The organism is Faecalicatena orotica (genome assembly GCF_003149245.1).
Lineage (GTDB): Bacteria > Bacillota > Clostridia > Lachnospirales > Lachnospiraceae > Faecalicatena_A > Faecalicatena_A orotica.
In genome coordinates this window covers 381,639-404,487 of the sequence record NZ_QGDL01000001.1, presented here as the reverse complement: position 1 = coordinate 404,487, position 22,849 = coordinate 381,639, and the positions used below count along the sequence as shown (strand labels likewise).

18 protein-coding genes and 1 tRNA gene are annotated in these 22,849 nt (G+C 43.4%); 15 read left to right on the top strand and 4 right to left on the bottom strand.

The genetic code is table 11. From position 1 onward, the window contains the following. Positions 1–83 precede the first annotated feature (83 nt). The 4 genes from A8806_RS01735 to A8806_RS01720 are packed head-to-tail and all read left to right on the top strand — an operon-like array spanning position 84 to position 4,688. Positions 84–860, top strand: coding sequence for an ABC transporter permease (locus A8806_RS01735; protein ID WP_109729428.1), 777 nt, complete (start codon positions 84–86; stop codon positions 858–860). Between the two features lie 10 nt (positions 861–870). Beyond that, on the top strand, positions 871–1,605 hold the full coding sequence (locus A8806_RS01730; protein ID WP_109729427.1) for an ABC transporter ATP-binding protein: 735 nt from the start codon (positions 871–873) through the stop codon (positions 1,603–1,605). 17 nt (positions 1,606–1,622) lie between these two features. Next, entirely contained in the window at positions 1,623–2,225 is a 603-nt protein-coding gene (locus A8806_RS01725; RefSeq protein WP_109729426.1) for a hypothetical protein, read from the top strand. A gap of 9 nt (positions 2,226–2,234) precedes the next feature. After that, positions 2,235–4,688: a glycosyltransferase family 2 protein gene (locus tag A8806_RS01720; RefSeq protein WP_109729425.1), complete on the top strand. Its 2,454-nt coding sequence runs from the start codon at positions 2,235–2,237 to the stop codon at positions 4,686–4,688. Positions 4,689–4,738: 50 nt separating this feature from the next. Here the strand turns inward: A8806_RS01720 and A8806_RS01715 are convergent, their stop codons facing one another. Next, complete coding sequence (locus A8806_RS01715; RefSeq protein WP_109729424.1) at positions 4,739–5,719, bottom strand: glycosyltransferase family 2 protein; 981 nt, start codon at positions 5,717–5,719, stop codon at positions 4,739–4,741. 145 nt (positions 5,720–5,864) lie between these two features. Between A8806_RS01715 and A8806_RS01710 the strand changes: the two genes are divergently transcribed. The 8 genes from A8806_RS01710 to A8806_RS01675 all read left to right on the top strand — a co-directional run bounded on the left by A8806_RS01710 (position 5,865) and on the right by A8806_RS01675 (position 17,516). Then, positions 5,865–7,400: a glucosyltransferase domain-containing protein gene (locus A8806_RS01710; protein WP_181368544.1), complete on the top strand. Its 1,536-nt coding sequence runs from the start codon at positions 5,865–5,867 to the stop codon at positions 7,398–7,400. Positions 7,401–7,609: 209 nt separating this feature from the next. Next, complete coding sequence (locus A8806_RS01705; RefSeq protein WP_109729422.1) at positions 7,610–9,013, top strand: undecaprenyl-phosphate glucose phosphotransferase; 1,404 nt, start codon at positions 7,610–7,612, stop codon at positions 9,011–9,013. Positions 9,014–9,038: 25 nt separating this feature from the next. Further along, complete coding sequence (locus A8806_RS01700; protein WP_109729421.1) at positions 9,039–10,238, top strand: LCP family protein; 1,200 nt, start codon at positions 9,039–9,041, stop codon at positions 10,236–10,238. Positions 10,239–10,249: 11 nt separating this feature from the next. Next, positions 10,250–11,197, top strand: a complete 948-nt coding sequence (locus tag A8806_RS01695) for a glycosyltransferase family 2 protein (RefSeq protein WP_109729838.1) — start codon at positions 10,250–10,252, stop codon at positions 11,195–11,197. Between the two features lie 68 nt (positions 11,198–11,265). Then, positions 11,266–12,585, top strand: a complete 1,320-nt coding sequence (locus A8806_RS01690; protein WP_109729420.1) for an LCP family protein — start codon at positions 11,266–11,268, stop codon at positions 12,583–12,585. Between the two features lie 27 nt (positions 12,586–12,612). After that, positions 12,613–14,058 carry a cohesin domain-containing protein gene (locus A8806_RS01685; protein ID WP_109729419.1) on the top strand — a complete coding sequence of 482 codons (1,446 nt, stop codon included), beginning with the start codon at positions 12,613–12,615 and terminating at the stop codon, positions 14,056–14,058. Between the two features lie 219 nt (positions 14,059–14,277). Continuing rightward, positions 14,278–16,104, top strand: a complete 1,827-nt coding sequence (glmS, locus tag A8806_RS01680; RefSeq protein ID WP_109729418.1) for a glutamine--fructose-6-phosphate transaminase (isomerizing) — start codon at positions 14,278–14,280, stop codon at positions 16,102–16,104. A 101-nt stretch (positions 16,105–16,205) separates the two neighbouring features. Beyond that, on the top strand, positions 16,206–17,516 hold the full coding sequence (locus A8806_RS01675; protein WP_109729417.1) for a S1C family serine protease: 1,311 nt from the start codon (positions 16,206–16,208) through the stop codon (positions 17,514–17,516). 100 nt (positions 17,517–17,616) lie between these two features. On the opposite strand, the gene A8806_RS01670 is transcribed toward A8806_RS01675, so the two are convergent. Genes A8806_RS01670 through A8806_RS26820 form a run of 3 tightly spaced genes read right to left on the bottom strand, consistent with a single transcriptional unit; the run spans position 17,617 to position 18,998 of the window. Beyond that, on the bottom strand, positions 17,617–18,234 hold the full coding sequence (locus A8806_RS01670; RefSeq protein WP_109729416.1) for a manganese catalase family protein: 618 nt from the start codon (positions 18,232–18,234) through the stop codon (positions 17,617–17,619). 3 nt (positions 18,235–18,237) lie between these two features. Then, positions 18,238–18,507: a spore coat protein CotJB gene (locus A8806_RS01665; protein ID WP_109729415.1), complete on the bottom strand. Its 270-nt coding sequence runs from the start codon at positions 18,505–18,507 to the stop codon at positions 18,238–18,240. Next, positions 18,504–18,998: a spore coat associated protein CotJA gene (locus A8806_RS26820; RefSeq protein ID WP_330405222.1), complete on the bottom strand. Its 495-nt coding sequence runs from the start codon at positions 18,996–18,998 to the stop codon at positions 18,504–18,506. Before A8806_RS26820 ends, A8806_RS01665 begins: the two co-directional genes overlap by 4 nt. 111 nt (positions 18,999–19,109) lie before the next feature. On the opposite strand from A8806_RS26820, the gene A8806_RS01655 reads away from it, so the two are divergent. From A8806_RS01655 to A8806_RS01645, 3 genes are all read left to right on the top strand, one after another. Continuing rightward, positions 19,110–19,184: transfer RNA gene (locus tag A8806_RS01655), tRNA-Pro, on the top strand. 170 nt (positions 19,185–19,354) lie between these two features. Further along, positions 19,355–21,235 carry an asparagine synthase (glutamine-hydrolyzing) gene (gene asnB / locus A8806_RS01650; RefSeq protein ID WP_109729414.1) on the top strand — a complete coding sequence of 627 codons (1,881 nt, stop codon included), beginning with the start codon at positions 19,355–19,357 and terminating at the stop codon, positions 21,233–21,235. Positions 21,236–21,291: 56 nt separating this feature from the next. Next, positions 21,292–22,635 carry an FtsW/RodA/SpoVE family cell cycle protein gene (locus A8806_RS01645; protein ID WP_109729413.1) on the top strand — a complete coding sequence of 448 codons (1,344 nt, stop codon included), beginning with the start codon at positions 21,292–21,294 and terminating at the stop codon, positions 22,633–22,635. Positions 22,636–22,849: the final 214 nt, after the last annotated feature.

Below are 22,849 nucleotides of genomic sequence, written 5' to 3'. Positions count from 1 at the left end.
GGATATTGCTTTATCCTTGCTATTTTCAAACTGCAATGCTATACTATATCAGGATATTTTGTCGATGGGCAGGGAGGATTATTGTGTCAGGTTATATTAAGAATTTTTTGAAATTTCAGCCATTGCTGTCAGAGCTGGTGGCGAGAGATATAAAGATAAAGTACAGGCGGTCCGTACTTGGGGTATTGTGGACTTTATTGAATCCACTGTGTATGATGATCATTCTGTCTATCGTTTTTTCGAATATTTTTAAGTTTGATGTGGAAAATTTTCCATTGTATGTATTGAGCGGACAGGTTATTTTTAACTTCTTTAATGATTCGACAACCAGTTCGATGTCATCAATCATCAGCAGTGCATCGCTGATTAAGAAAGTGTATGTCCCGAAATATTTGTTTGTATTATCAAGAGTTGTATCTAGTTTTATAAATCTGTTGGCATCGTTCACGGCTCTTTTACTTGTTATGGTGGCAACACGTGCAGAACTGCATTATACTGCATTTTTATCTGTCATACCTCTTATGATGGTGGTAGGTTTTTCACTGGGGGTTGGACTGATACTGGCGGCGTTAACTGTTAAGTTCAGGGACATTATACATCTGTATTCTGTATTTACAACTGGCCTAATGTACCTGACACCTGTCATCTATCCGATGTCCATCTTGCCGGAGAAAATCAAAATCATTGTAATGATCAATCCGCTGACCAACTATCTGATTATGTTCCGTGATCTTATGATGGGAAATACACTGCCGTCTCTGTCATCATTTTTGATTGGACTGGCAGAAGTAGCAGCAGCGCTTTTACTGGGCGTTTATGTGTTTTATAAGAATCAGGATGAGTTTATTTTAAATTTATAGGAGCTGTGATATGGAAAATGATACAATTGTAAAAGCCGAACATGTATCTATGAAATTCAATCTGTCTTCAGAAAAATTTGACAGTTTCAAAGAATATGTGATTAAGAGTATTAAAAGACAGGTTAGTTACGATGAGTTCTGGGCTCTGAAGGACGTTTCTTTTGAAGTAAAGAAAGGAGAGTCTCTCGGCCTGATTGGTTTGAATGGTAGTGGGAAGAGTACAATGCTCAAGACAATCGCCGGTGTTCTCAAGCCTACGGAGGGGAAAGTGTCAGTGAATGGGAATATTGCTCCATTGATTGAACTTGGTGCCGGATTTGATATGGATTTAACAGCGAGAGAAAATGTATTCCTGAATGGTGCGCTTCTTGGATACAGACGTTCTCAGATGGAAGAGCAGTATGGTGATATTGTAGCATTTTCTGAGCTTGCTGAATTTATGGATGTTCCCGTTAAGAATTTCTCATCTGGTATGGTATCCAGGCTTGCATTTGCAATAGCAACCATCGGGACACCGGATATCCTGATTGTGGATGAGGTATTATCAGTTGGTGATTTCCGTTTTCAGGAAAAATGTGCGGACCGCATTCAAAAGATGCGGGATCACGGCACTACGATTTTATTTGTATCTCATAGTCTGGAACAGGTGCTGAGTATATGCAACAGGATAGTATGGCTTGAAAAAGGTCATTTGAAAATGTTTGGGGATGCTGAGGAAATCTGTAAAATTTATGCGGAATCATAAGTAAAGGAACACGTAAAATGAAGAAAAAGATAAAAATGGCCGTTTTATTTGTCGTAATTACAATAGTGGTTTTTTTATACGCACATATTGATAAGAACAGGTATTTGTATGACACGGATACTCCATCTGAGGATTATGTAAGTACAGGGGTACTGCTGGAGGGAGATCTCATCACCCAGACATTTGTGTGTGAAGAAGAAATACTGGATGGTATCAATCTGAAATCGACCATCGTTGGCAGCGCGGAAAATGTTGCTTTGGAATATGCTGTGCAGGATAATGGGACGAATGAGATTATAGGTGGTACAATACAGGGAACGGAAATAAAAAACAATAAGTTCAATAAGTATAAATTTCAACGTATAAGCGGTACAAAGGGAAGAGAATATACGATTATTCTGAAAGCAACCGGTACCGATGAAAACAATGGAATTAGTTTTTATGTGGACCCGGCAGAAAACAGGCAGGATACTTTGTTCATAAAGGATCAAAAGAGTCAGGGGACTTTGGTGGCTAGAACGTTAAGTCATAGATTTGATCTGGAGACATTTATTGTATTGTTGGGATTTGTAGCATTTGTCACTGGATTTATAAAGGTACTGTATAAATTATTTAAGTAAGGAGTAAAAATGAAGAACAGATTTGCAGTCACTGCATGTAGATTTCATGCGAAACATAAAAATAAACTACTGATTATGGGGTGGTTCTGGAATAATCTGAAGAATGATAATAAATTATATGTACTGTTGGATAAAAAAAGGCTGCGGGTTGATATAGAAGAAAGGGATATGTTTATGAGCGAACTGCGCAGCAAAGATGGAAAGCTCATAACGAAGCAGTATTATCTTTGGGTGGATCTTCCAAAGGACTGGAAAGCAGCGAAAAAATTGCGGGTTATTAATGACTATGGCACCAAAAGAGATGTTTCCTGTATGCTCACAATTGATCGGCTGAAGAGGATTGAAGGAAAGCTCCCGAAGTACATTGACAAAGGAATCGTTACAGAAAGTGGGTTTAGCATTTCTGGCTGGTACATTGACACGGATCATGTAAAGATTGGTTTTTATGACATGGATGGGAAGCAATATCCAGTTACAATGGTTTCTAAAAGACGCAGTGATGTACTTCGGCTCTATCCAGAAGTTGAAGAGGAAGATGTCGTAGGATTTACTGCATCTTATAAAGGTGAAGTGCCCAAGAAAGTAAGAGTACATCTTCAGTCAGACTCAAAGAAGACAGATTATGTTATGCCACTGCGTATGTCAGCCTTAGAGAAAAAGGGGGCCGGGCTTAAGAAGGGATTTGAAAAGGCAAAAGGCTATTACCATCAATATGGGGCAGGGTCTACAATTAAGAAGATTCTTGGGAAGATTACAAAGCGTGATAATATCAGTTACAGAGAATGGTATAAGGCACAGACTCCTTCAAAAGCGGCTCTAGCAGAGCAGAGGAGAAAAAAATTCTCCTATATGCCAAAGATTTCTATTGTTGTCCCATTATACAAGACACCTGAAAACTATCTCAAAGAGATGATAGAATCTGTAAAAGAGCAGACATATTCCAATTGGGAATTATGTCTTTCAGACGGCAGCGGGAGTGATTCACCAATTAAGAATTTACTGAAGACTTATGAAAAAGAGGATAAGCGAATTAAGGTGGTTTATCATAACAAATCCCTTCATATTTCAGATAATACAAATGCAGCACTGGAGATTTCCACAGGTGACTATATTGCATTTGCGGATCATGATGACCTGCTGGCCCCAAATGCACTGTATGAATGTGTATCTGAATTGAATAAGGATCAAAATATAGAAATTCTATATACAGACGAAGACAAAGTGGACATGAAGGGAAAAGAACATTTCATGCCACATTTTAAGACAGACTTCAATATCGACATGCTTAGGAGTGCAAATTATATTTGCCATCTGTTTATAGTAAAACGGGAGATATATGAGAAGGCAGGTATGCTGAATCATGAGTTTGACGGGGCACAGGATTATGATTTTGTATTACGTTGTGTAGAGCAGACAGACAACATCCGGCATATACCAAAGATCTTATATCACTGGCGCGCGCATAAGAATTCAACGGCCGAGAATCCGGAAAGTAAGAAGTATGCATTCAGAGCCGGAGCGAAGGCGATTCAGGCTCATTATGACAGAACCGGAATACAGACAGAAGTGAAGATGACGCCATATGACGGGCTGTACCGCACCAGGTATATTTTGAAAGACTCCCCCCTTGTTTCCGTAGTGATACCTAATAAAGATCATACGGAGGATCTGGACAAATGTATTCGTTCATTGGAAGAAAAAAACAAATATACGAATATTGAGTACATTATTGTTGAAAACAACAGCACGGATCCAGAGACATTTGTATATTACGAGAAACTGGAAAGTAAGTACCCGAAGGCAAAGGTCGTTAAATGGGATAAAGAAGGTTTTAACTATCCGCTGATCAATAACTTTGGCGTAGAACATGCAAACGGTGACTATATCCTTTTCTTAAATAATGATACGGAGATTCTGGTGGAAGATTGTATAGAAGAAATGATGGGATATTGTATGCGTGAGGATGTCGGGGCAGTGGGAGCAAGGCTGTACTACGAGGACAATACCATACAGCATGCAGGTGTCATAGTAGGGCTTGGTGGTATTGCCGGTCACGCATTTGTCGGATATGATCAGGATGATCCGGGATATTTCAGAAGAATCGTGACTGCACAGGATTACAGCGCTGTAACAGCTGCCTGTATGTTGGTGAAACGGAAGGTATTTGAAGAAGTTGGCGGTTTTGATGAGAAATTTGCTGTAGCATTTAATGACGTTGATTTTTGCCTGAAGATACGAAAGGCTGGATATCTGATCGTCTATACTCCTTATGCAGAATTAAAGCATTATGAATCCAAGTCCAGAGGATATGAGGATACGGATGAAAAAGTGAGGAGATTTAACTCAGAGATCGAACTGTTTTCGAAAAGATGGGCCGACTTTCTGGAAAAAGGAGATCCATACTATAGTCCGAACCTGACATTGGATAAGAACGATTTTAGCATTAACGTGCATATGCGGTAGAATTGAAAAGAAGGACAGGATGACTCCGATAGCGAGTCATCCTGTCCTTCTTATTTCCTGAAAAGCTTTCGCGTAAACCAGTCTCTGGCATAGGAGAATGTATTTATGATCAATTCCAGTTCTATCATAAAGTAGTTCGGCAGATGCAGAAAACGGAAAGGAACCTTTTTCTGCTTTTTTAATGTCTGAAGACCTTCTGAAATTCCTTCCCGGTAATCTTTCCCAAACCCTGTCTTTAAGAAAAAGAGGTATTTGATACAATAACCGGCCGCCAGAGGCAGAATGTTAAGCAACAGCTGTAAAAACGGCATATTTTTGTAATTCAGCCAGACACTGTTGCGGGCGGATAATTTTACTTTGAAGGAATTATACTTGGAGCCGCTTGTCCCGCTTCCAACATGATAAACAAGTGCTGTCGGGGAATAAATATTACGGTAGCCGTAAATCCTGGCACGGTAGCCGATATCGATATCTTCCAGATAGGCGAAGTGGTTTTCGTCAAAATAGCCGATCTTATCAAATACGGACCTCCTGTAGATGGCAGCACCGGCGCAGGCGGTAAAGATTACGGACGGTTCCTTGTAGTTTGTGACCGGGCGCCCGCTCCCCCGGCAGATTCCCCAGCCGATCAGGGTATACAGGTCCCCGGCGCTGTCGATCAGATCCGGGTGGTACATCTGTACCATCTTACTGCTGACCGAAAAGATGCGGGGTGAGCGCCGGATGGCCCTCACCAATTCCCCTACGTAATGGGCATCGACAGTGGTGTCATTATTCAGCAGGATGACATATGGGGTGTCCGCATGGCGGATTCCTTCATTGACAGCCCTGCTGAACCCGTAATTTTTGTCCAGGGCTATGACCTCTATATCCGGATAATGTTCTTTCATATAGTCATGACTGCCGTCAGTAGAGGCGTTATCAACAACCAAAACCTTAAAATCAGTGAATGTCTGGCAGGCTAAAGAATCCAGACAAGGCTTCATAAAATGCTTTCCATTATAATTCGGAATAACGATAGTAACTTCCATGAGTGTATATCCTCGGTTTCTATAATATCTGCTTATTATATCAGAGAACGGGGTGGTATGCAATTACAGACTCGGGGTTATCTTGAATTGCGGTGCCCAATATGGTATAATGCACCAAGTTCTTAAGGAAACGCAGGAGAAAAAGATGAATATAAAAGAGTACATAAAAAATTATAAAAAAGTATTTTTATCAGCATGTCTGTTTTCGCTGCTTTGTTTTTGTTACATGCTGGTTAAACCGGGGATCTCGATTGATGAGGAAACATGGATCCAGATTGAAAAGCCGTTTGCCATGTGGCTAGTCCAGGGACGGTGGGGTATTGATATTTTTAATTTCCTTTCTATGGACCAGGGGCGTTATGCCCCGGTTATGTGGGACATACTGGCTATCCTGTCATGGAATGCGGCGGGGGTTCTGTTCAGCTATACTCTGTTTGGAGACAAGGTGAAGAAAGTCCCGTTGTTTTTCTTTCAGGCATATTTGTGTTCACTGCCGTTTGTACTGGGGGAGATGTTCTCGTTTTCCATGTTCAGCTTCCAGATCGCGCTGGGGATGCTGAGTGTGGCTGCTGCATTTCTATATAGTGTCCGGGCAGCGCAAGGCGGGGGAAAAAGGGTGTGGGTGGCTGCGCTTTTGTTTTTAGTCTATGCGTTTGCCGTATATCAGGCATATATCTGTGTCTATATCACGGCAGTGGCCGTATATTGTTTCAAGGCATATCTGGAGAAGGAAGACCATCTGGTATACCGTATCTGCTCCTGGGCGTTGCTCTGCCTTCTTGGGATAGGGATTTACTATGGTGTACATATCATATTAATGAAAGCTGTCGGGACCTCCAGTTATCTGACGGATAACTATGTCGGCTGGTTTGAGGAAGGCGGGATATTAAAGGCTCTGTTTATGGCTGTTGCCAATATTGCAAGAGTATCATTTGCAGTGCCGGTTGCCGGGGAAACGATATATGGAGGTGAAGTGATCAGAATTGTCACACTTGCCTTCCTTATCTTCGTTATATGTCAACTGGTAAAAGAAAAGGGCACTGCAAGAAAGGCAGGAGTTCTATTCTATGCTTTTGTCCTTACAGCAGCCCCGTTCGCATTGTTTCTGGCATTAGGAACTTATAAGACCCACGGCCGTGTACTTCTGGGACTGTCCCTTGCAGGGGCAGCAGAATTATATATGATGCTTATATGTATAAAGCGGGAAAACTTAAAAAAGGCCGGTATTGCAGCCGCGGCGTACCTGCTGTTTTTAAATGCAAAGAATATGAATATGCTGTTTTATTCTGCAAATGTCGCATATGAACATGACAGAACCGTAGCAAATCAGGTTATGTATGATATCAAAAAACTTGGATATGATTATCACAGCAAACCCGTTGTCTTTTTAGGAATGGAAGATATGGATGAAGTGGGCCTGCCTGTTTCGGATACCGTTGGAAGTTCTGTATTTGCATGGGATGACGGCAATATTGCAAGGATGTGCAATTTTATGAAGACAGAAGGCTACCGCGTAACAGCACCGGAACCATCTGTCATTCAGTCAGCCTTGGAACTAAAAAGCAGGATGAATATCTGGCCGCAGGAGGGAAGCATTACAGAGACAGAAGAGTCCATCATTGTATTCTTTTCTGAACCGAGTGAAAAGTGGTATACAATTAATCAGGTGGAGAGAAAATGAAGGTGAACAGGGAGCACGGTTCCTGCCGTATATTGTGTTCCTATATTACGAAAATATTAAGAGAATGTTAAGCGTCTGGTAGATTTTGCTTGTCCTTTTGAAAAAAGTATTGTATCATATAACAGATAATGCAGGATATAATAAATATGTTAGATGAATGACGACAATATAAAAAACAAATATAGACGTTAGAAAAGCGGGTGAATTTGTTGATTAAGGATAATCAGAAGTATTTTAACCGGATACAGGTCATTGTAGACGGTTTTATTGTAATGATTTCGTATGTGATTGCATGGTACTTACGGTTCAGGAGCGGGTTCTTTGAATTGGATGCATGGTATCTCCCTCTGGAAGTATATATGCAGGCACTTATTTATATTGTACCGGGATATTTGGTGCTGTATGCAGTATTTTTGCTGTATACCCCCAAACGGGTGCAGGGGAGACGGCTGGAAGCGTGGCATATAACACAGGCCAATGTCATCGGCCTGATGAGTTTCATTTTAATTTTATATGTGACGAATGAGCCTAACTTTTCAAGACTGATGATTTTTGTGTTCTTCGTTGTGAACGTATTTCTGGAAGTTCTGGCCCGGAATCTGATCCGTTACTTCTTACGTAAAATCAGGCGCAACGGGTACAACCAGAAACACATGATTCTGGTAGGATACAGCCGTGCAGCGGAGCAGTATATTGACCGCATTGCGGCTAATCCGGAATGGGGATATTCTGTAAGAGGAATCCTTGACGACCATCAGCCCAGAGGGATGGAGTACAAGGGTGTGAAAGTAATTGGGAGCATTGATAACCTTCTTATTATACTTCCTCAGAACAGAGTAGATGAGATAGCTATCACTCTGGGGTTAGATGAGTACCATAAATTGGAGTATATCGTGAATATGTGTGAAAAGTCCGGTGTGCATACAAAGTTTATTCCTGACTATAATAACATTATTCCGACGAAACCTTATACAGAAGATTTACTGGGACTTCCTGTTATTAATATCAGGCATGTCCCGTTAAACAGTACGGTTAATAAAGTCCTGAAAAGAGCAATGGATATCTGCGGGGCTGTGTGTGCACTGATCTTATTTTCACCGGTCATGCTGTTCACGGCAGCAGCGATAAAAGTGACATCTCCGGGACCGCTTATCTTCAAGCAGGAGAGAGTGGGGCTTCAGAACAGGCCATTCTCAATGTACAAATTCCGCTCAATGGTTGTACAGGACGCTGATAAGGAAAAAAATAAATGGACGACAAAAGATGATCCGAGGGTTACAAGAATTGGCAGGTTTATCAGAAAGACGAGTATAGATGAACTTCCCCAATTGTGGAACGTATTAACAGGCGACATGAGCCTTGTCGGTCCCAGACCGGAGAGGCCTTTGTTTGTTGAGAAATTTAAAGAAGAGATCCCGAGATATATGGTAAAGCATCAGGTGCGTCCCGGCTTAACCGGATGGGCACAGGTGAACGGATATCGTGGGGACACTTCTATAAAGAAGCGTATCGAGTATGACCTATACTATATTGAGAACTGGACGATTGGTTTTGATTTTAAAATCTTATTCCTGACAATATTCAAAGGATTTGTGAATAAGAATGCTTATTAAGAGCGAGTAAATAAGGGGATATAATATGGCAAGAAAGAAATCCAAAGTGAAAATGACAAAGCAGCAGCGTGCTTTGTTACATAAGAAGAAACTCAGAAGAAGAATTGTACTTCTGGTGGTGGAAATCATTCTGCTCGGGGTTTTGGGCGCGGCGGCATATGCTATGTCAAAACTGGACAAACTGGATTATAAGACAATTAATGAGGATAACCTGGAGATATATCAAGATACAGGTGAATTTACCAATATTGCTCTTTTCGGCCTCGATTCCAGAGAAGGAGAGCTGGACGGGGGTGTGCGCAGCGATGCAATTATGATCGCCAGTATCAATAACAAGACAAAAGAGGTAAAAGTTGTTTCTGTGTACAGGGATACGCTGACGCAGCAGGCTGATGGGACTTATGACAAGGCAAATGCGGCTTATTCTTATGGAGGGCCTGAAGAGGCAATTTCACTTCTGAACCGTAATTTTGATCTGGATATAAAGAAATATATGAGTGTTAATTTTAATGCTTTGGCTGATGTGATTGATCTGCTCGGAGGCATAGAACTGGAATTGACAGACGAAGAGGTGTTTTGGACGAATGGATATTGTACAGAGACCTCAAGAGTGGTTGGAAGGGAAACAACAGAACTGACAAAGCCCGGAAAGCAGACACTGGATGGCATACAGGCTGTTGCCTATGCCCGAATCCGTAAAACAGAAGGCAGTGATTTCAAGCGTACGGAACGACAGCGTCTGGTTCTGGAACAGGTAGCTAATAAAGCCAAGACGGCAAATATATCTACACTAAATAAGATTATTGATCAGATATTCCCACAGGTATCGACGAATCTGTCAGCCAATGACCTTCTTGGCATGGCGGCCAGTGCAGTCCAGTATCAGATCGGGGAGATGAGCGGATATCCGTTTGATGTTGCTACACCTGATTCAGTGATCGGACTGGAAGGGTCATTTGTTGTTGCGATTGGTGCGGCTGACAATGTCAAACAACTGCACGAGTTCTTATTCGGCGAAAAGGATTACCAGGTTTCCAATAAAGTAAAGGAAATCGATAACGATGTTGCCTACCTCTCGGGAATCAGCGGCAGTGATTATGAGACTCCCGTAGATGACGGCAGTTATACGGATGACAGCGGCTATGTTGATAATGGATATTCAGACGATGGCTCAGAAGAAAATTATCAGGACAGTACCTATACAGATGGGGATGCTCAATGGTAACAGAAGAAAATATGAAATTAAAAACAGTAGATATTATAATCCCTGCATATAAGCCGGGTGGAAAGTTCGACCTGCTGATTCAGCGGCTGTTAAGACAGTCTTATCCGATTCAGAAGATTATAGTGATCAACACGAAGGCGGGCCCGTTCCCGTGGGAGACAGTGGGACTCGATTCAAAGATTCTTGTCAGGGAAATAAGCAGCCGGGAGTTTGACCACGGCGCCACCAGAAACATGGCTGTTGGTATGTCGGACGCAGAGATTGTTGTCTGCATGACACAGGATGCAGTACCGAAAGATAATAAGCTGATTGAAAACCTCATTGCAGTATTCGATGATGAAACCATTGGATGTGCCTATGCGAGACAGCTGCCGGATGATAAATGCGATGTGATCGAACGTTATACAAGAAGCTTTAATTATCCGGTCAAAAGTTTTATAAAAGACAGCAGTTCTATTGAAAAAATGGGAATAAAAGCGTACTTCTGTTCAAATGTCTGTGCCGCATATAGGAGAGCCTATTATGAGGAAGCGGGCGGTTTTGTGAAGAAGGCAATCTTTAATGAAGATATGATCATGGCAGCGCGTATGCTGAAGCTGGGATACAGATGTGCTTATGTTGCAGAAGCGGAAGTAATACATTCTCATAATTATACGTGTATACAACAAATGAAGCGGAATTTTGACCTGGCCGTCTCCCAGGCTGATTATCCGGATGTATTTCAAAGGGTAAGATCAGAAAGTGAAGGGATAAAGCTGGTCAGTATGTCTGCGTCTTATCTGGTTAGAATCGGGAAACCGTGGCTTATTGTGAAGCTTATAATTAAGAGTGCTTTCAAATATCTGGGTTTTCTTCTTGGAAAGAATTACAAAAAATTGCCACAAAACCTTGTACTAAGATGCTCTTCAAATCCTAAATATTGGATAGATGTGAAGAAAGAATCACAAAAATGTGATTGAAGTTTATGCAAATTTATTGTATGATAAAGTGTAATCGTGAGTAAATAATTTATCAGGAAGGGTTTACAATGGCGAAAAGAAGATATGAAAAGCGCAGAAGAAGATCACGCCGTGGATTTATGGCATGGGCCATGTGGAAAAAAGTCCTGGCGATAGCAGGCGGGGTATTGGTACTGCTTATGACAGCAGGAGTGGCTTTTGCGGCATCGAAGCTGAATAAGATAGAGACAACGCAGTTAGATACATCGAAACTGAATATTTCAACAGAAGTTGAGCATAATGAAACCGGATATTTAAATGTTGCACTTTTTGGGTTGGATTCAAGAGACGGAACACTGGGGGCAGGAGAACGGAGTGATACTATCATTATTGCCAGCCTGAACAGGGAGACAAAAGAAGTCAAGCTCTGCTCCGTATTCAGGGATACCGTCCTGGAACAGCCGGATGGTTCATATAATAAGGCAAATACGGCCTATGCGACGGATGACGCAGAGGGAGCGGTGGCAATGCTGAACAAGAATCTGGACATGGATATCAAGCACTATGTTACAGTCAATTTTAATGTGCTGGTAGATGTGATAGATGAGCTTGGCGGGGTCGAACTCGATTTGACGGATGAGGAAGTATTCTGGACCAATGGATATTGCACAGAGACTTCCAGAGTTACAGGGAAGACAACGACAGACCTGACAAAACCCGGTAAACAGGTGCTGGATGGTGTTCAGGCGACTTCTTACTGCAGGATCCGTTATACGACAGGAGACGATTTTAAGCGTGCCGAGCGCCAGCGCAATGTTTTGGAGCAGATAGTGATAAAGGCACAGAAAGCAGACTTGTCAACGATTAACCGTATTATAGATAAAGTATTTCCAAAGGTAGCTACTAATTTTACACTGACTGAGATCCTGGCTTATGCGAAGGATGCGTTTGACTATAAACTAACAGAGATGAGCGGTTTCCCGTTCGATAAATCGACATCGACGCTGACAGGTGTGGGAAGTTCTGTTATCGCTGACGATCTGGAAGATAATGTGAAGCAGCTGCACCAGTTTTTCTTTGGCAGTGACGGGTACAGTCCATCATCGACGGTGACATCACTCAGCAGTTCCATACAGGCATTCGCATCTGGAAGTTATACGACAGAAGACCCGTCTGTTTATGAGACGCCGGAAGAGAATTATTACTATGCAGATCCCGGGACAGGGACAGACAACGGATATACGCCGCCAGCAGATACTACAGATACAGGGAACACAGATCCGTCCACCGGTGGTGAGAATGGAGCAGCAGACGGTGGTAATGCAGGAGATACCGGCGGGGCGGATACCGGAGGAAGTGGTCCGGCAGATACCGGAGGCACTGCTGACCAGAATACGGCAACAGAATAATAAGACAAGTAAAAGAGGTAGGAACAGATGGAGAAAATAATAAAAAAAGCAGGGGCCCTATTATTAGCAGTATGTCTGACGGTATCATGTTTCACCATGCAGGCATTTGCCGCGGAAGGTACACTTCAGTTTTCAGATCCGTCCGGGGCAGCAGGGGATAAAGTAACTGTTACATCCAAGGTAAATGCTGGCGGAAGTGCACTCGGGGATATTGATGTTACGGTAACATATGATGCGTCAGTCCTTAGGTTCGAAAGTGGTACGAATGCGACAGGCGGGGATGGAACGGTAAAGCTTTCATTCAAGGGTGACGGTAATACTTCAGAGGCTGCTTTCTCAATGGAATTTACTGCTTTAAAGGAAGGTACGACCAAACTTCAGGCATCAGATTATACGGCATACCTTTACAATGATGAGGCACTGAATCTGGACACAGGTGATTCTACGGTTACGATTGAAGGCGGAACTCCGGTAGAAGATGGTGGTCAGGACTCAAATAAGGAAAAAGCGGCGTCAGGAAGCCTTCAGGTAGATGTTGACGGGAAATCCTACACTGTTAATGCAAATTTTTCAGAAGCAGCGGTTCCGAAGGGATTTACTGCGGTAGATACAGAGCTTAACGGAACAAAAACAAAAGCTATGTATCAGGAAGTAAGCGGACAGTATATTTATTATCTGGAGGACAGCGAAGGAAATTCCGATTATTTTCTATACAGTACAGATGACGGTTCATTTACACAGACAGAAGTGATTGATGTTAATTCAGATATCTCCATTTTTCTGATGAACCACAAGGATAAAGAGGGACTGCCTTCTATTTATCAGGAGACAACAACAGATATAGGCGGCAAGGTGTTCACTGCATGGCATAATTCAACAGATGAAGCATATTATCTTGTTTATGCCCTGAGCAGTGAAGGAACACAGGGGTATTATCAGTATGATGAAACTGAAAAGACATATCAGAGGTACACAGTCCCGGCGGCAGAGAAGCAGGAAAGTTCATCTAATACACTGACGGATAAGATCGTGAATTTTATAGAAAAACATCTGACGATTGTCATGTGTGCAGTGTGGGGGCTGATCCTTCTTCTGTTAATCATCATCATTGTGGTTGCGGTAAAACTTTCTCACAGGAATCAGGAACTGGATGAACTGTATGATGAGTATGGACTGGGAGATGACGAGGATGATAATATGCCCCGTGTCAAGAATAAGTCCAGAGACCAGTTCATTGGTTTTGACAATGAAGAAGAGGACGACTTTGAAGATTACGAAGAAGACAGTGACTATGAGGAAGACGATGACTTCGAGGAATATGATGACGAATACGAAGATGAGTATGACGACGGCTTCGAGGAATATGACGATGATGAGTTCTATGATGACGAAGATGATTATGAGGCAAAACCGTCAAGAAAATCAAAAAAAGGTGATGATGACGATTTTTCAGTAGATTTTATTGATCTTTAGAATCGGGATAAAGTGTTCTTATAAGCGTATGAGAGATAAAATGATATAAAGAAACCGGGAAATTTTCTGGACAGATAACAGCGTTCCGAAAAATTCCTGGTTTTCTTTGTTTATGTGTGGTTTGAAAATGGGAATTTACAAATTGTTAAATATTTGTTACAATACACGCTGTAATGTAATTTTTTAACTTGATATTTTACTGTAAGAAGGGAGTACGATATGTGCGGAATAGTTGGATACGTTGGTGAGAAGCAGGCAGCTCCGATTCTCTTAGATGGTTTGTCAAAACTGGAATACCGGGGGTATGATTCAGCGGGAATTGCTGTATACAACGGTGAAGAAATCGGGATGAAGAAATCCAAAGGAAGATTGAAGGTACTAAGCGAACTGACCCATGACGGAGAGACGATGCCCGGTACGGTCGGGATAGGACATACAAGATGGGCAACTCACGGAGAGCCGTCGGATATCAATGCACATCCTCATTTTAATAAAAATGAAACGATTGTTGTCGTACACAATGGAATCATAGAGAATTATCTGAAGCTTAAGAAGAAGCTGACAGGAAAAGGGTATGAGTTTATATCAGATACGGATACGGAAGTGATCGCACATCTGCTGGATTACTATTACCACGGGAATCCGCTTCAGACGATCACAAAGATCATGCATCGTATGGAAGGTTCTTATGCCCTTGGGATCATGTTCAAGGATCACCCGGATGAGCTGTATGCAGTCCGCAAGGACAGTCCGCTGATCGTAGGTGAGTCTGACGGGGGCTGTATCATTGCGTCCGATGTACCGGCTGTTTTAAAATATACAAGGGATGTCTACTTTATAGAAAATGAAGAAATTGTCAGAATGACAAAGGATTCTATGGAGTTTTTCAATGTAGACGAGGAGCCGATTGAAAAGAGTGCAGTACATATTGACTGGGATGTTGATGCGGCAGAAAAGGGCGGATATGAACATTTCATGCTAAAGGAAATGTATGAGCAGCCGAAAGCCCTGACAGACACATTTTCGCCCCGCATAAAAGATCATGACATCGTGATTGAAGAACTGAATATGACAGATGAGGAAATCAGGGACATCCGTAAGATTATGATTGTAGCCTGCGGTTCTGCATACCATGCGGGTGTAACAAGCAAGTATGTATTCGAGGGGATGGCAAGAATTCCGGTAGAGGTGGACGTGGCTTCGGAGTACAGGTACCGTGACCCGATTATTGAAGACGGGACACTTGTCGTGATTATCAGCCAGTCCGGAGAGACTGCGGATTCCCTTGCAGCACTCCGGGAGTCTAAGGCAAGAGGGGCAAAAGTCCTTGGGATCGTCAATGTAGTGGGAAGTTCTATTGCGAGAGAAGCGGACAATGTTATGTATACATGGGCCGGTCCGGAAATTGCCGTTGCTACGACAAAAGCTTACTCCAGCCAGCTGATCGCCATGTACCTTCTTGCGATGAAATTTGCCGGAGTGCGCGGTCAGATCACTGACAGCCAGATGAAGGAATATATTGAAGATTTAAAACGCCTTCCGGACCAGGTGGAAATGCTGCTGAACAATAAAAACAGAATCCAGAAGTTTGCAAACAGATATCTGGCGGCGAGAGACGTATTTTTCATTGGTCGTGGAATTGATTATGCAATCTCGATGGAAGGTTCACTTAAATTGAAAGAGATTTCTTATATCCATTCTGAGGCATATGCGGCAGGTGAATTGAAACATGGAACCATTTCTCTGATTGAAGAGGGGACTCTGGTTGCAGCCGTGCTGACACAGGAGGACCTCTATAAGAAGATGATCAGCAATATGGTGGAAGTGCGCACCAGAGGTGCATTCGTACTGGCGGTTACGAATGAAGGCAACGATGAAGTGGAAAGAGCGGCAGATTACGTCATTTACATACCAGAAACGAATAAATACTTTACTAATTCGCTGGCAATTATCCCATTGCAGCTGTTTGGCTACTATATCTCTGTGGGCAGAGGATGTGATGTAGATAAACCGAGAAATCTCGCGAAATCTGTTACAGTTGAATAGAAAAATGACAGTTTCAAAGTTTGTTAAATAAATGAACACAATTCTATCACAAAGAGCGGCTATTATATCAATATAAAATACAAGAGAAAGAAGGAATTTGTATGGAAAATCAATATAATTATTACAATCCCGAAGGACAGCAGGGAAGTGCTCAGTATAATAGCCAGCAGAATTTTAACGAACCAAATAACAAAGGTCCAAAACAAAAAAAGAAAATGCCGAAAGCTGTCGCAGTAACAGGATTTGCGCTGCTCTTTGGAGTTGTATCAAGCGCAACATTTTTAACATCAAGCATTGTCGGCAGCAGGCTTCTCGGCCTGAATGAGACGAAGTCAACAGCTAAGAGCACGGCACCAGTGAACAGTAGTTCACTGACAAAGACATCAAATGTTGTTACATCCGATGTATCAGGAATCGTAGAAAATGTAATGCCGTCTATTGTATCCATTACGAATATGAGTGTCCAGCAGGTACAGGATTTCTTCGGCGGTGTTTCGCAGCAGCAGAGTGAAAGTGCAGGAACCGGAATCATCATTTCACAGAATGATTCAGAACTGCTCATCGTAACAAATAACCATGTAGTAGAGAACAGTGAGACTCTGACAGTTACCTTTAACGACAACACAAGTCTTGAGGCGAACATCAAAGGAACAGATGCATCACATGACCTGGCAGTAATTGCAGTGCCGCTTAATACGATTTCAGATGATACAATGGATGCTATTGCAGTTGCAACACTGGGCGATTCCACAAAGCTGAAAGTAGGAGAGCCTGCAATTGCTATCGGTAATGCATTAGGCTATGGCCAGTCTGTTACAACAGGTGTTATCAGCGCGACAGACCGTGAGAGTACAACAACAGATCAGGCAACAGGCCAGACAACGGTAAATGACGTCAGCCTGATCCAGACAGATGCGGCAATCAATCCGGGCAACAGCGGCGGAGCACTTGTCAATGCTAGCGGAGAGGTAATCGGAATCAACTCCTCCAAACTGGTAGGCAGTTCCGTGGAAGGTGTAGGATATGCAATCCCGATTAGTGATGTATCCGATATTATAACAAACCTGATGAACCAGCAGACAAAAGCAAAAGTATCCGAGTCTGAGAGAGGGTACTTAGGCATCACCGGTTTTGATGTAACATCAGAATATGCCCAGAGGTTCAGTATGCCTCTCGGAGTATATATTACAGACGTTACAGACGGAGGCGGAGCAAAGGCAGCCGGACTGAGCAAAGGCGGGGTTATTACAGAATTAAACGGTACGACAATTGACAATATGGAAACATTACAGAAAGAGCTCAAGTACTATGCCAAAGGTGAGAAGGTTCAGGTAACCGTCCAGACACCTGACAATAATGGTGAGTACACGGCGAAAAACTATGAAATAACATTAGGGGCAAAGTCCGAATAATTTGAGCAGTGCCGGATAATATAATAATTGAAAAAGGAAAGAAAGCCGATCCGCTGAGGACCGGCTTTCCTTTCTTTGCAGCAGCTTTGCCTGATTTTTGCTATTTACACCCACAGTCCTGATTTGTATCGAATTCTGGGTTGATTGCATAGAAGTTCCTGCTGTCCAGATGATCCTGTACGATGCGGAGGCTTTCCCCAAATCTCTGATAATGAACGATTTCACGTTCCCTCAGGAAACGGATCGGGTCACATACTTCAGGGTCCTTTACCAGTCTCAGGATATTATCGTAGGTAGTTCGTGCTTTCTGTTCAGCGGCCATATCCTCATGCAGGTCCGTGATCGGATCACCCTTGGACTGGAAATAAGTTGCCGTCCACGGAGCACCGCTTGCGGCCTGCGGCCAGAGAGCGAGCGTATGGTCTACATAATAAGTCCCGAAACCGGATTTTTCAATTTCCTCTGGAGTCAGATTTCTTGTGAGCTGGTGTACAATGGCGCAAACCATTTCCATGTGAGCCAGTTCTTCGGTTCCAATGTCTGTGAGGATTCCGGTCACTTCACTGTAAGGCATCGTATATCTCTGGGAAAGATATCTCATAGATGCTGCCAGCTCGCCGTCAGGTCCTCCAAACTGTGAAATGATAATCTGGGCGAGTTTTGGGTTGGTCTGGGTAATCTTTACAGGATACTGCAGTCTTTTTTCATAATCCCACATATATCAGCATCCTCCTTCCTGCCACGGCCACGGCTCATTGACCCAGTCCCACCTGTCAGCACAGGAATAGACAGTGGTGTCAATAGTAAGAGGGCCGTAGTATGCAGCATATTCTTTTAAGGCTTCATTTCTCATGCGGCTGTACTCACGGAAGAAAGCAAGCGCGTCTTCATCACATGGATGGGTATCCAGAAACAGTTTTACGTCATCGACAGCAAAGCTGACAACATTTATTTTATTCAGAAGATCTTTTTTACATGGACGTTCACTCATCGGTTACAGCCTCCTTTCCCACGGAATGGTTTCCTGAGTTCTTCGAAAATCGTACCGCACTGTAATGCTTTACATGGTTCAAAAATATTCTGCCATCTCTGCCACGGTACGTAAGCCATAGCCAGCGGAAAATCTTCAAGGGCGTCATAGCGGCACTGGCACGGTTCGGGAGTGCGGCGCTTCGGCATCTGGCATTCCGGGATACGGGCCTCCATAGTGTTTCTGGGTTTTGACATACAGTCATTATTACGTGGCTGCGGTTTCGGGCATCCGCATGGTTCCGGGGTGCGGTGCTGGCAGTCTGCTTTTGGCATTGGTGCAGGACAGCCGGTCTGACTGCCGCGAGACGGCATATTGCGGCATTCGGTGTTATTATTTATAGGCATATTGCGGCATCCGCTGTTATTGCTGTTTCCGGCAGGCGTGGCATTGCAGCCGTTATTGAAGTTCATCTGTCTGCCGTAACGCATATTGTTTTGACAATTCGCCATTTTTGCGTTAACTCCTTCCATTAATGTTTACACTAATATAATATGGGAGAAAAAAGAAAAGGTTCCACTTTACATTTGGGCAAAAGTTTTATATAATAGTAAAAGCAAAGGCGGGGTGTGGCTCAGTTTGGTTAGAGCGCACGGCTGGGGGCCGTGAGGTCGCAGGTTCGAATCCTGTCACCCCGATGCAGAGAGGCAGTGCACATAAGGCACTGCTTTTCTTGTTTCACAGCCCCTTTTTTAAAAAAGTTGTTTTTCTATGTAAAAAAAGCTATAATAAGGGGCAAGTTATGTACTGGGGCGTGTTTGATGTACAATCATGTTCCGGCGTACTTGAATAAAGGAGATGTTTATATATGTGTGGATTTGCAGGATTTGTAGGCGAAGTTGAGGATAGAGAACAGGTACTGGTCAATATGATGAACACGATTGTCCACCGGGGACCGGACAGTGAGGGCAGGTATGTGGACGAGGATGCGGCGCTGGGATTCAGGCGTCTGAGCATCATTGACCTATCGGCAGTGGGAGACCAGCCGCTTTATAATGAGGACAGAAGCATGGTGCTCATTTTTAACGGTGAAATTTACAATTATCAGGAACTGAGGGCGGAACTGGTGGATGCGGGGCATATTTTCGTTTCCAACACAGATTCAGAGACACTGCTTCATGGATATGAACAGTGGGGGGAAAGCCTCGTAGACCGTCTGCGCGGGATGTATGCATTTGCAATCTGGGATACAAAGAAGAAAAAGTTGTTTGCTGCCAGAGATATTTTTGGCATTAAGCCTTTATATTATGCACAAATGAATGGCACGTTGATGTTTGGTTCCGAGATAAAATCATTCATGGAGCATCCGAAGTTTGACAAGGTATTCAATGAGGCGGCACTGGGAAATTACCTTTCTTTCCAGTTCGTTCCGACGAATGAAACATTTTTTAAGGGTGTGTTCTGCCTGCAGCCGGGACATTATTTCACATATGAGAACGGTGAGATGGAGATTACCCGTTATTTCGAACCACATTTTACAGGTGACAGTAAGAAATCTTTTGAGGAAGTCGTTGAAGATGTGGAAAAGGTAATGAAAGAATCTGTTGAGATGCATAAGATCAGTGACGTAGAGGTCGCCTCATATCTGTCAAGCGGTGTAGACTCCAGTTATCTGACTTATTTAGGGCAGGTGGACCATACGTTTACGGTTGGATTTGATGAAGGTAAATATAGCGAGATCCAGGATGCGAAGGAGTTTGCAGCCAGCATCAATATGCAGAATGACGCGAAGATCATTACGCCGGAAGAGTACTGGGATAAGCTGTCAGATATTCAGTATTATATGGACGAACCTGTTGCGGACCCGGCGGCTATTGCGCTGTACTTCCTGAGCGGGGAGGCATCTAAAAAAGTGAAGGTTGTTTTATCCGGCGAAGGTTCGGATGAGCTGTTCGGAGGATACAATATTTATTGCGAACCTTTGGAGCATACCGGGTTTAATAAGATTCCATTTTGCATTCGCAGGGTGCTGGGCAAGTTTGCAGAATATTGTCTGCCCCGCGGGGTTAAGGGAAGAGGTTTCCTGATGCGCCACGGAAAGACACTGGAAGAACGGTATTTTGCCAATGCGACGAATATTTTTACGGAGCGCGAGGCCAGCAGGATTCTGAAAAAGGGATGTGAACCGGGCATCCAGAAAGTGACTCATCCGCTTTACGAACGGGTAAAGGGAAAAGACCCGGTTACAAAAATGCAGTATGTGGATCTCCACCTCTGGCTTGTCCATGATATCCTGATGAAGGGGGACAAGATGGGAATGGCAAATTCACTGGAGGTACGTGTGCCTTTCCTCGATAAAAAGGTACTGGAGCTGGCGGAGACACTTCCTCTTAATTACAAGGTACGTGCCCCAAAGACAAAGGTTGCGCTTCGCGCGGCCGCAGAGAAGGTAATCAGGAGTAAGACCGCCGAGAAAAAGAAGCTGGGCTTCCCAATACCGATCCGTGTATGGCTGAAAGAAGACAAGTATTACACGATTGTGAAGGACATGTTTACGTCTGGGGCGGCAAAGAAGTTTTTTAACACCGATATGCTTGTGAAGATGCTGGATGACCACAGAAATGGAAAGAATATGAACGAAAAGACGGACAACAGCCGTAAGATCTGGACCGTATATATTTTCCTCGTGTGGTATGACAGGTACTTTGAACATGGGAAACCGGTGCATCCGGCGATGAATGCCAGATAATATATGCTACAAAACAACAGTAATAAGCGGGATGTTATTCAGACAGGGGAGATACTATGAAGAGCAGAACAGTACGGCCAATCCGCAATAACAGGCAGGAAAAGGCAGTTTCCCGGAACGAAAAGGTAAGACCGATACGAAGCGCAGAAACGGGACGCAGTGTATCCGGGAAAGTACAAAAGAGAAGACTGGACAATACACAGCCGTTACGGGGTGTACCTCCTGTACCACCTCCCGTTTCAGCGGGGAGAAGCAAAAAGGCGGGAGCAAAAAAGGGAACGGCATATTTTGACTTTGATTTACTGCTTGTGATCATATTCCTGATGTGCTTCGGACTGGTGATGTTGTACAGTACAAGTGCTTACAGCGCGCAGTCAGACTTCCAGAACGACATGTATTATTTTACAAAGCAGGGAGTCATCGGTATATTAAGCTTTGTTGTTATGATTGTTGTATCGAAAATCGATTATCATATTTACGGTGCATTTGCATTCGAATGCTATATGTTTTCGATGGTTATGATGCTTCTTGTAAAAACACCGCTTGGAATTGAAGTTTACGGGGCCAGGCGCTGGATACAGCTTCCGGGAAATCTGACACTGCAGCCTTCTGAGATTACTAAAATCGCAGTGATCCTGTTTATTTCCTACGAGCTGTGCAGGATGGGTAAGAAGATTAATACAAGGGACGGTTTCGTGCGTATCATGGCCTTTGGCCTGATTGCTGCCGGCGGGGTCATGTTTTTGACAGAGAACCTGAGTACTGCGATTATCGTTTTTGCAATCACATGTATCCTGTTTTTTGTGGCACATCCGAAGACAAAGCCCTTTATCAAAATCATCGGTGCAGTGGCGGTTGTGGCAGTAGTGGGGATTTCGATTATGGCGGCCACGATTACAACAAGTGAAAATTTCCGCCTCCGCAGGATTATCACATGGCTGGACCCGGAGAATCACGCGGACAGCGGCGGCTTCCAGGTTATGCAGGGACTCTATGCCATAGGCTCCGGGGGCTTCTGGGGAAAAGGGCTCGGAAACAGTACACAAAAACTCGGAGTTATACCGGAAGTACAGAATGATATGATCCTGACAATTGTATGTGAAGAACTGGGGGTATTCGGTGCAATTGTGATCCTTGTTTTGTTCGGGCTGCTTCTGTACCGCCTGATGTTCATAGCAAGAAATGCGCCTGACATGTTCGGGTCACTGATTGCAACTGGGATATTTGCACATATTGCACTGCAGGTAATCTTAAATATCGCGGTAGTAACCAACCTGATCCCGACAACAGGAATCACACTGCCGTTTATCAGTTACGGGGGAACGTCGATTTTGTTCCTGATGACAGAAATGGGAATTGCGCTCGGCATATCCAGAAAAATAAAACTCAGTGAGGGATAGAGGAGGGACGCCAATGTCAAGGCGGGTCCGGATGCAGGCAGGGCGGTGTCTGCTGGCTTAAAGTCGGAGGCGTTTCGCTAAGAAGATGTTAAAGAAAATGGAAGAAAAATAGAGGTACATGCCGCATTCAGCCCAAAAACCGATGTTTTTGCGCCTCAGGCGACAACAGAATTTACTTCGGAAGTAAATTCTGCCCTCTATTTTTCTTCCATTT

Bases quoted from the DNA above. Each gene is read 5' to 3' on its own strand.
- A8806_RS01730 (WP_109729427.1), top strand. From the start codon at position 871: ATGGAAAATGATACAATTGTAAAAGCCGAACATGTATCTATGAAATTC.
- A8806_RS01725 (WP_109729426.1), top strand. From the start codon at position 1,623: ATGAAGAAAAAGATAAAAATGGCCGTTTTATTTGTCGTAATTACAATA.
- A8806_RS01720 (WP_109729425.1), top strand. From the start codon at position 2,235: ATGAAGAACAGATTTGCAGTCACTGCATGTAGATTTCATGCGAAACAT.
- A8806_RS01715 (WP_109729424.1), bottom strand. From the start codon at position 5,719: ATGGAAGTTACTATCGTTATTCCGAATTATAATGGAAAGCATTTTATG.
- A8806_RS01710 (WP_181368544.1), top strand. From the start codon at position 5,865: ATGAATATAAAAGAGTACATAAAAAATTATAAAAAAGTATTTTTATCA.
- A8806_RS01700 (WP_109729421.1), top strand. From the start codon at position 9,039: ATGGCAAGAAAGAAATCCAAAGTGAAAATGACAAAGCAGCAGCGTGCT.
- A8806_RS01695 (WP_109729838.1), top strand. From the start codon at position 10,250: ATGAAATTAAAAACAGTAGATATTATAATCCCTGCATATAAGCCGGGT.
- A8806_RS01690 (WP_109729420.1), top strand. From the start codon at position 11,266: ATGGCGAAAAGAAGATATGAAAAGCGCAGAAGAAGATCACGCCGTGGA.
- A8806_RS01685 (WP_109729419.1), top strand. From the start codon at position 12,613: ATGGAGAAAATAATAAAAAAAGCAGGGGCCCTATTATTAGCAGTATGT.
- glmS (WP_109729418.1), top strand. From the start codon at position 14,278: ATGTGCGGAATAGTTGGATACGTTGGTGAGAAGCAGGCAGCTCCGATT.
- A8806_RS01675 (WP_109729417.1), top strand. From the start codon at position 16,206: ATGGAAAATCAATATAATTATTACAATCCCGAAGGACAGCAGGGAAGT.
- A8806_RS01670 (WP_109729416.1), bottom strand. From the start codon at position 18,234: ATGTGGGATTATGAAAAAAGACTGCAGTATCCTGTAAAGATTACCCAG.
- A8806_RS01665 (WP_109729415.1), bottom strand. From the start codon at position 18,507: ATGAGTGAACGTCCATGTAAAAAAGATCTTCTGAATAAAATAAATGTT.
- A8806_RS26820 (WP_330405222.1), bottom strand. From the start codon at position 18,998: ATGGCGAATTGTCAAAACAATATGCGTTACGGCAGACAGATGAACTTC.
- asnB (WP_109729414.1), top strand. From the start codon at position 19,355: ATGTGTGGATTTGCAGGATTTGTAGGCGAAGTTGAGGATAGAGAACAG.
- A8806_RS01645 (WP_109729413.1), top strand. From the start codon at position 21,292: ATGAAGAGCAGAACAGTACGGCCAATCCGCAATAACAGGCAGGAAAAG.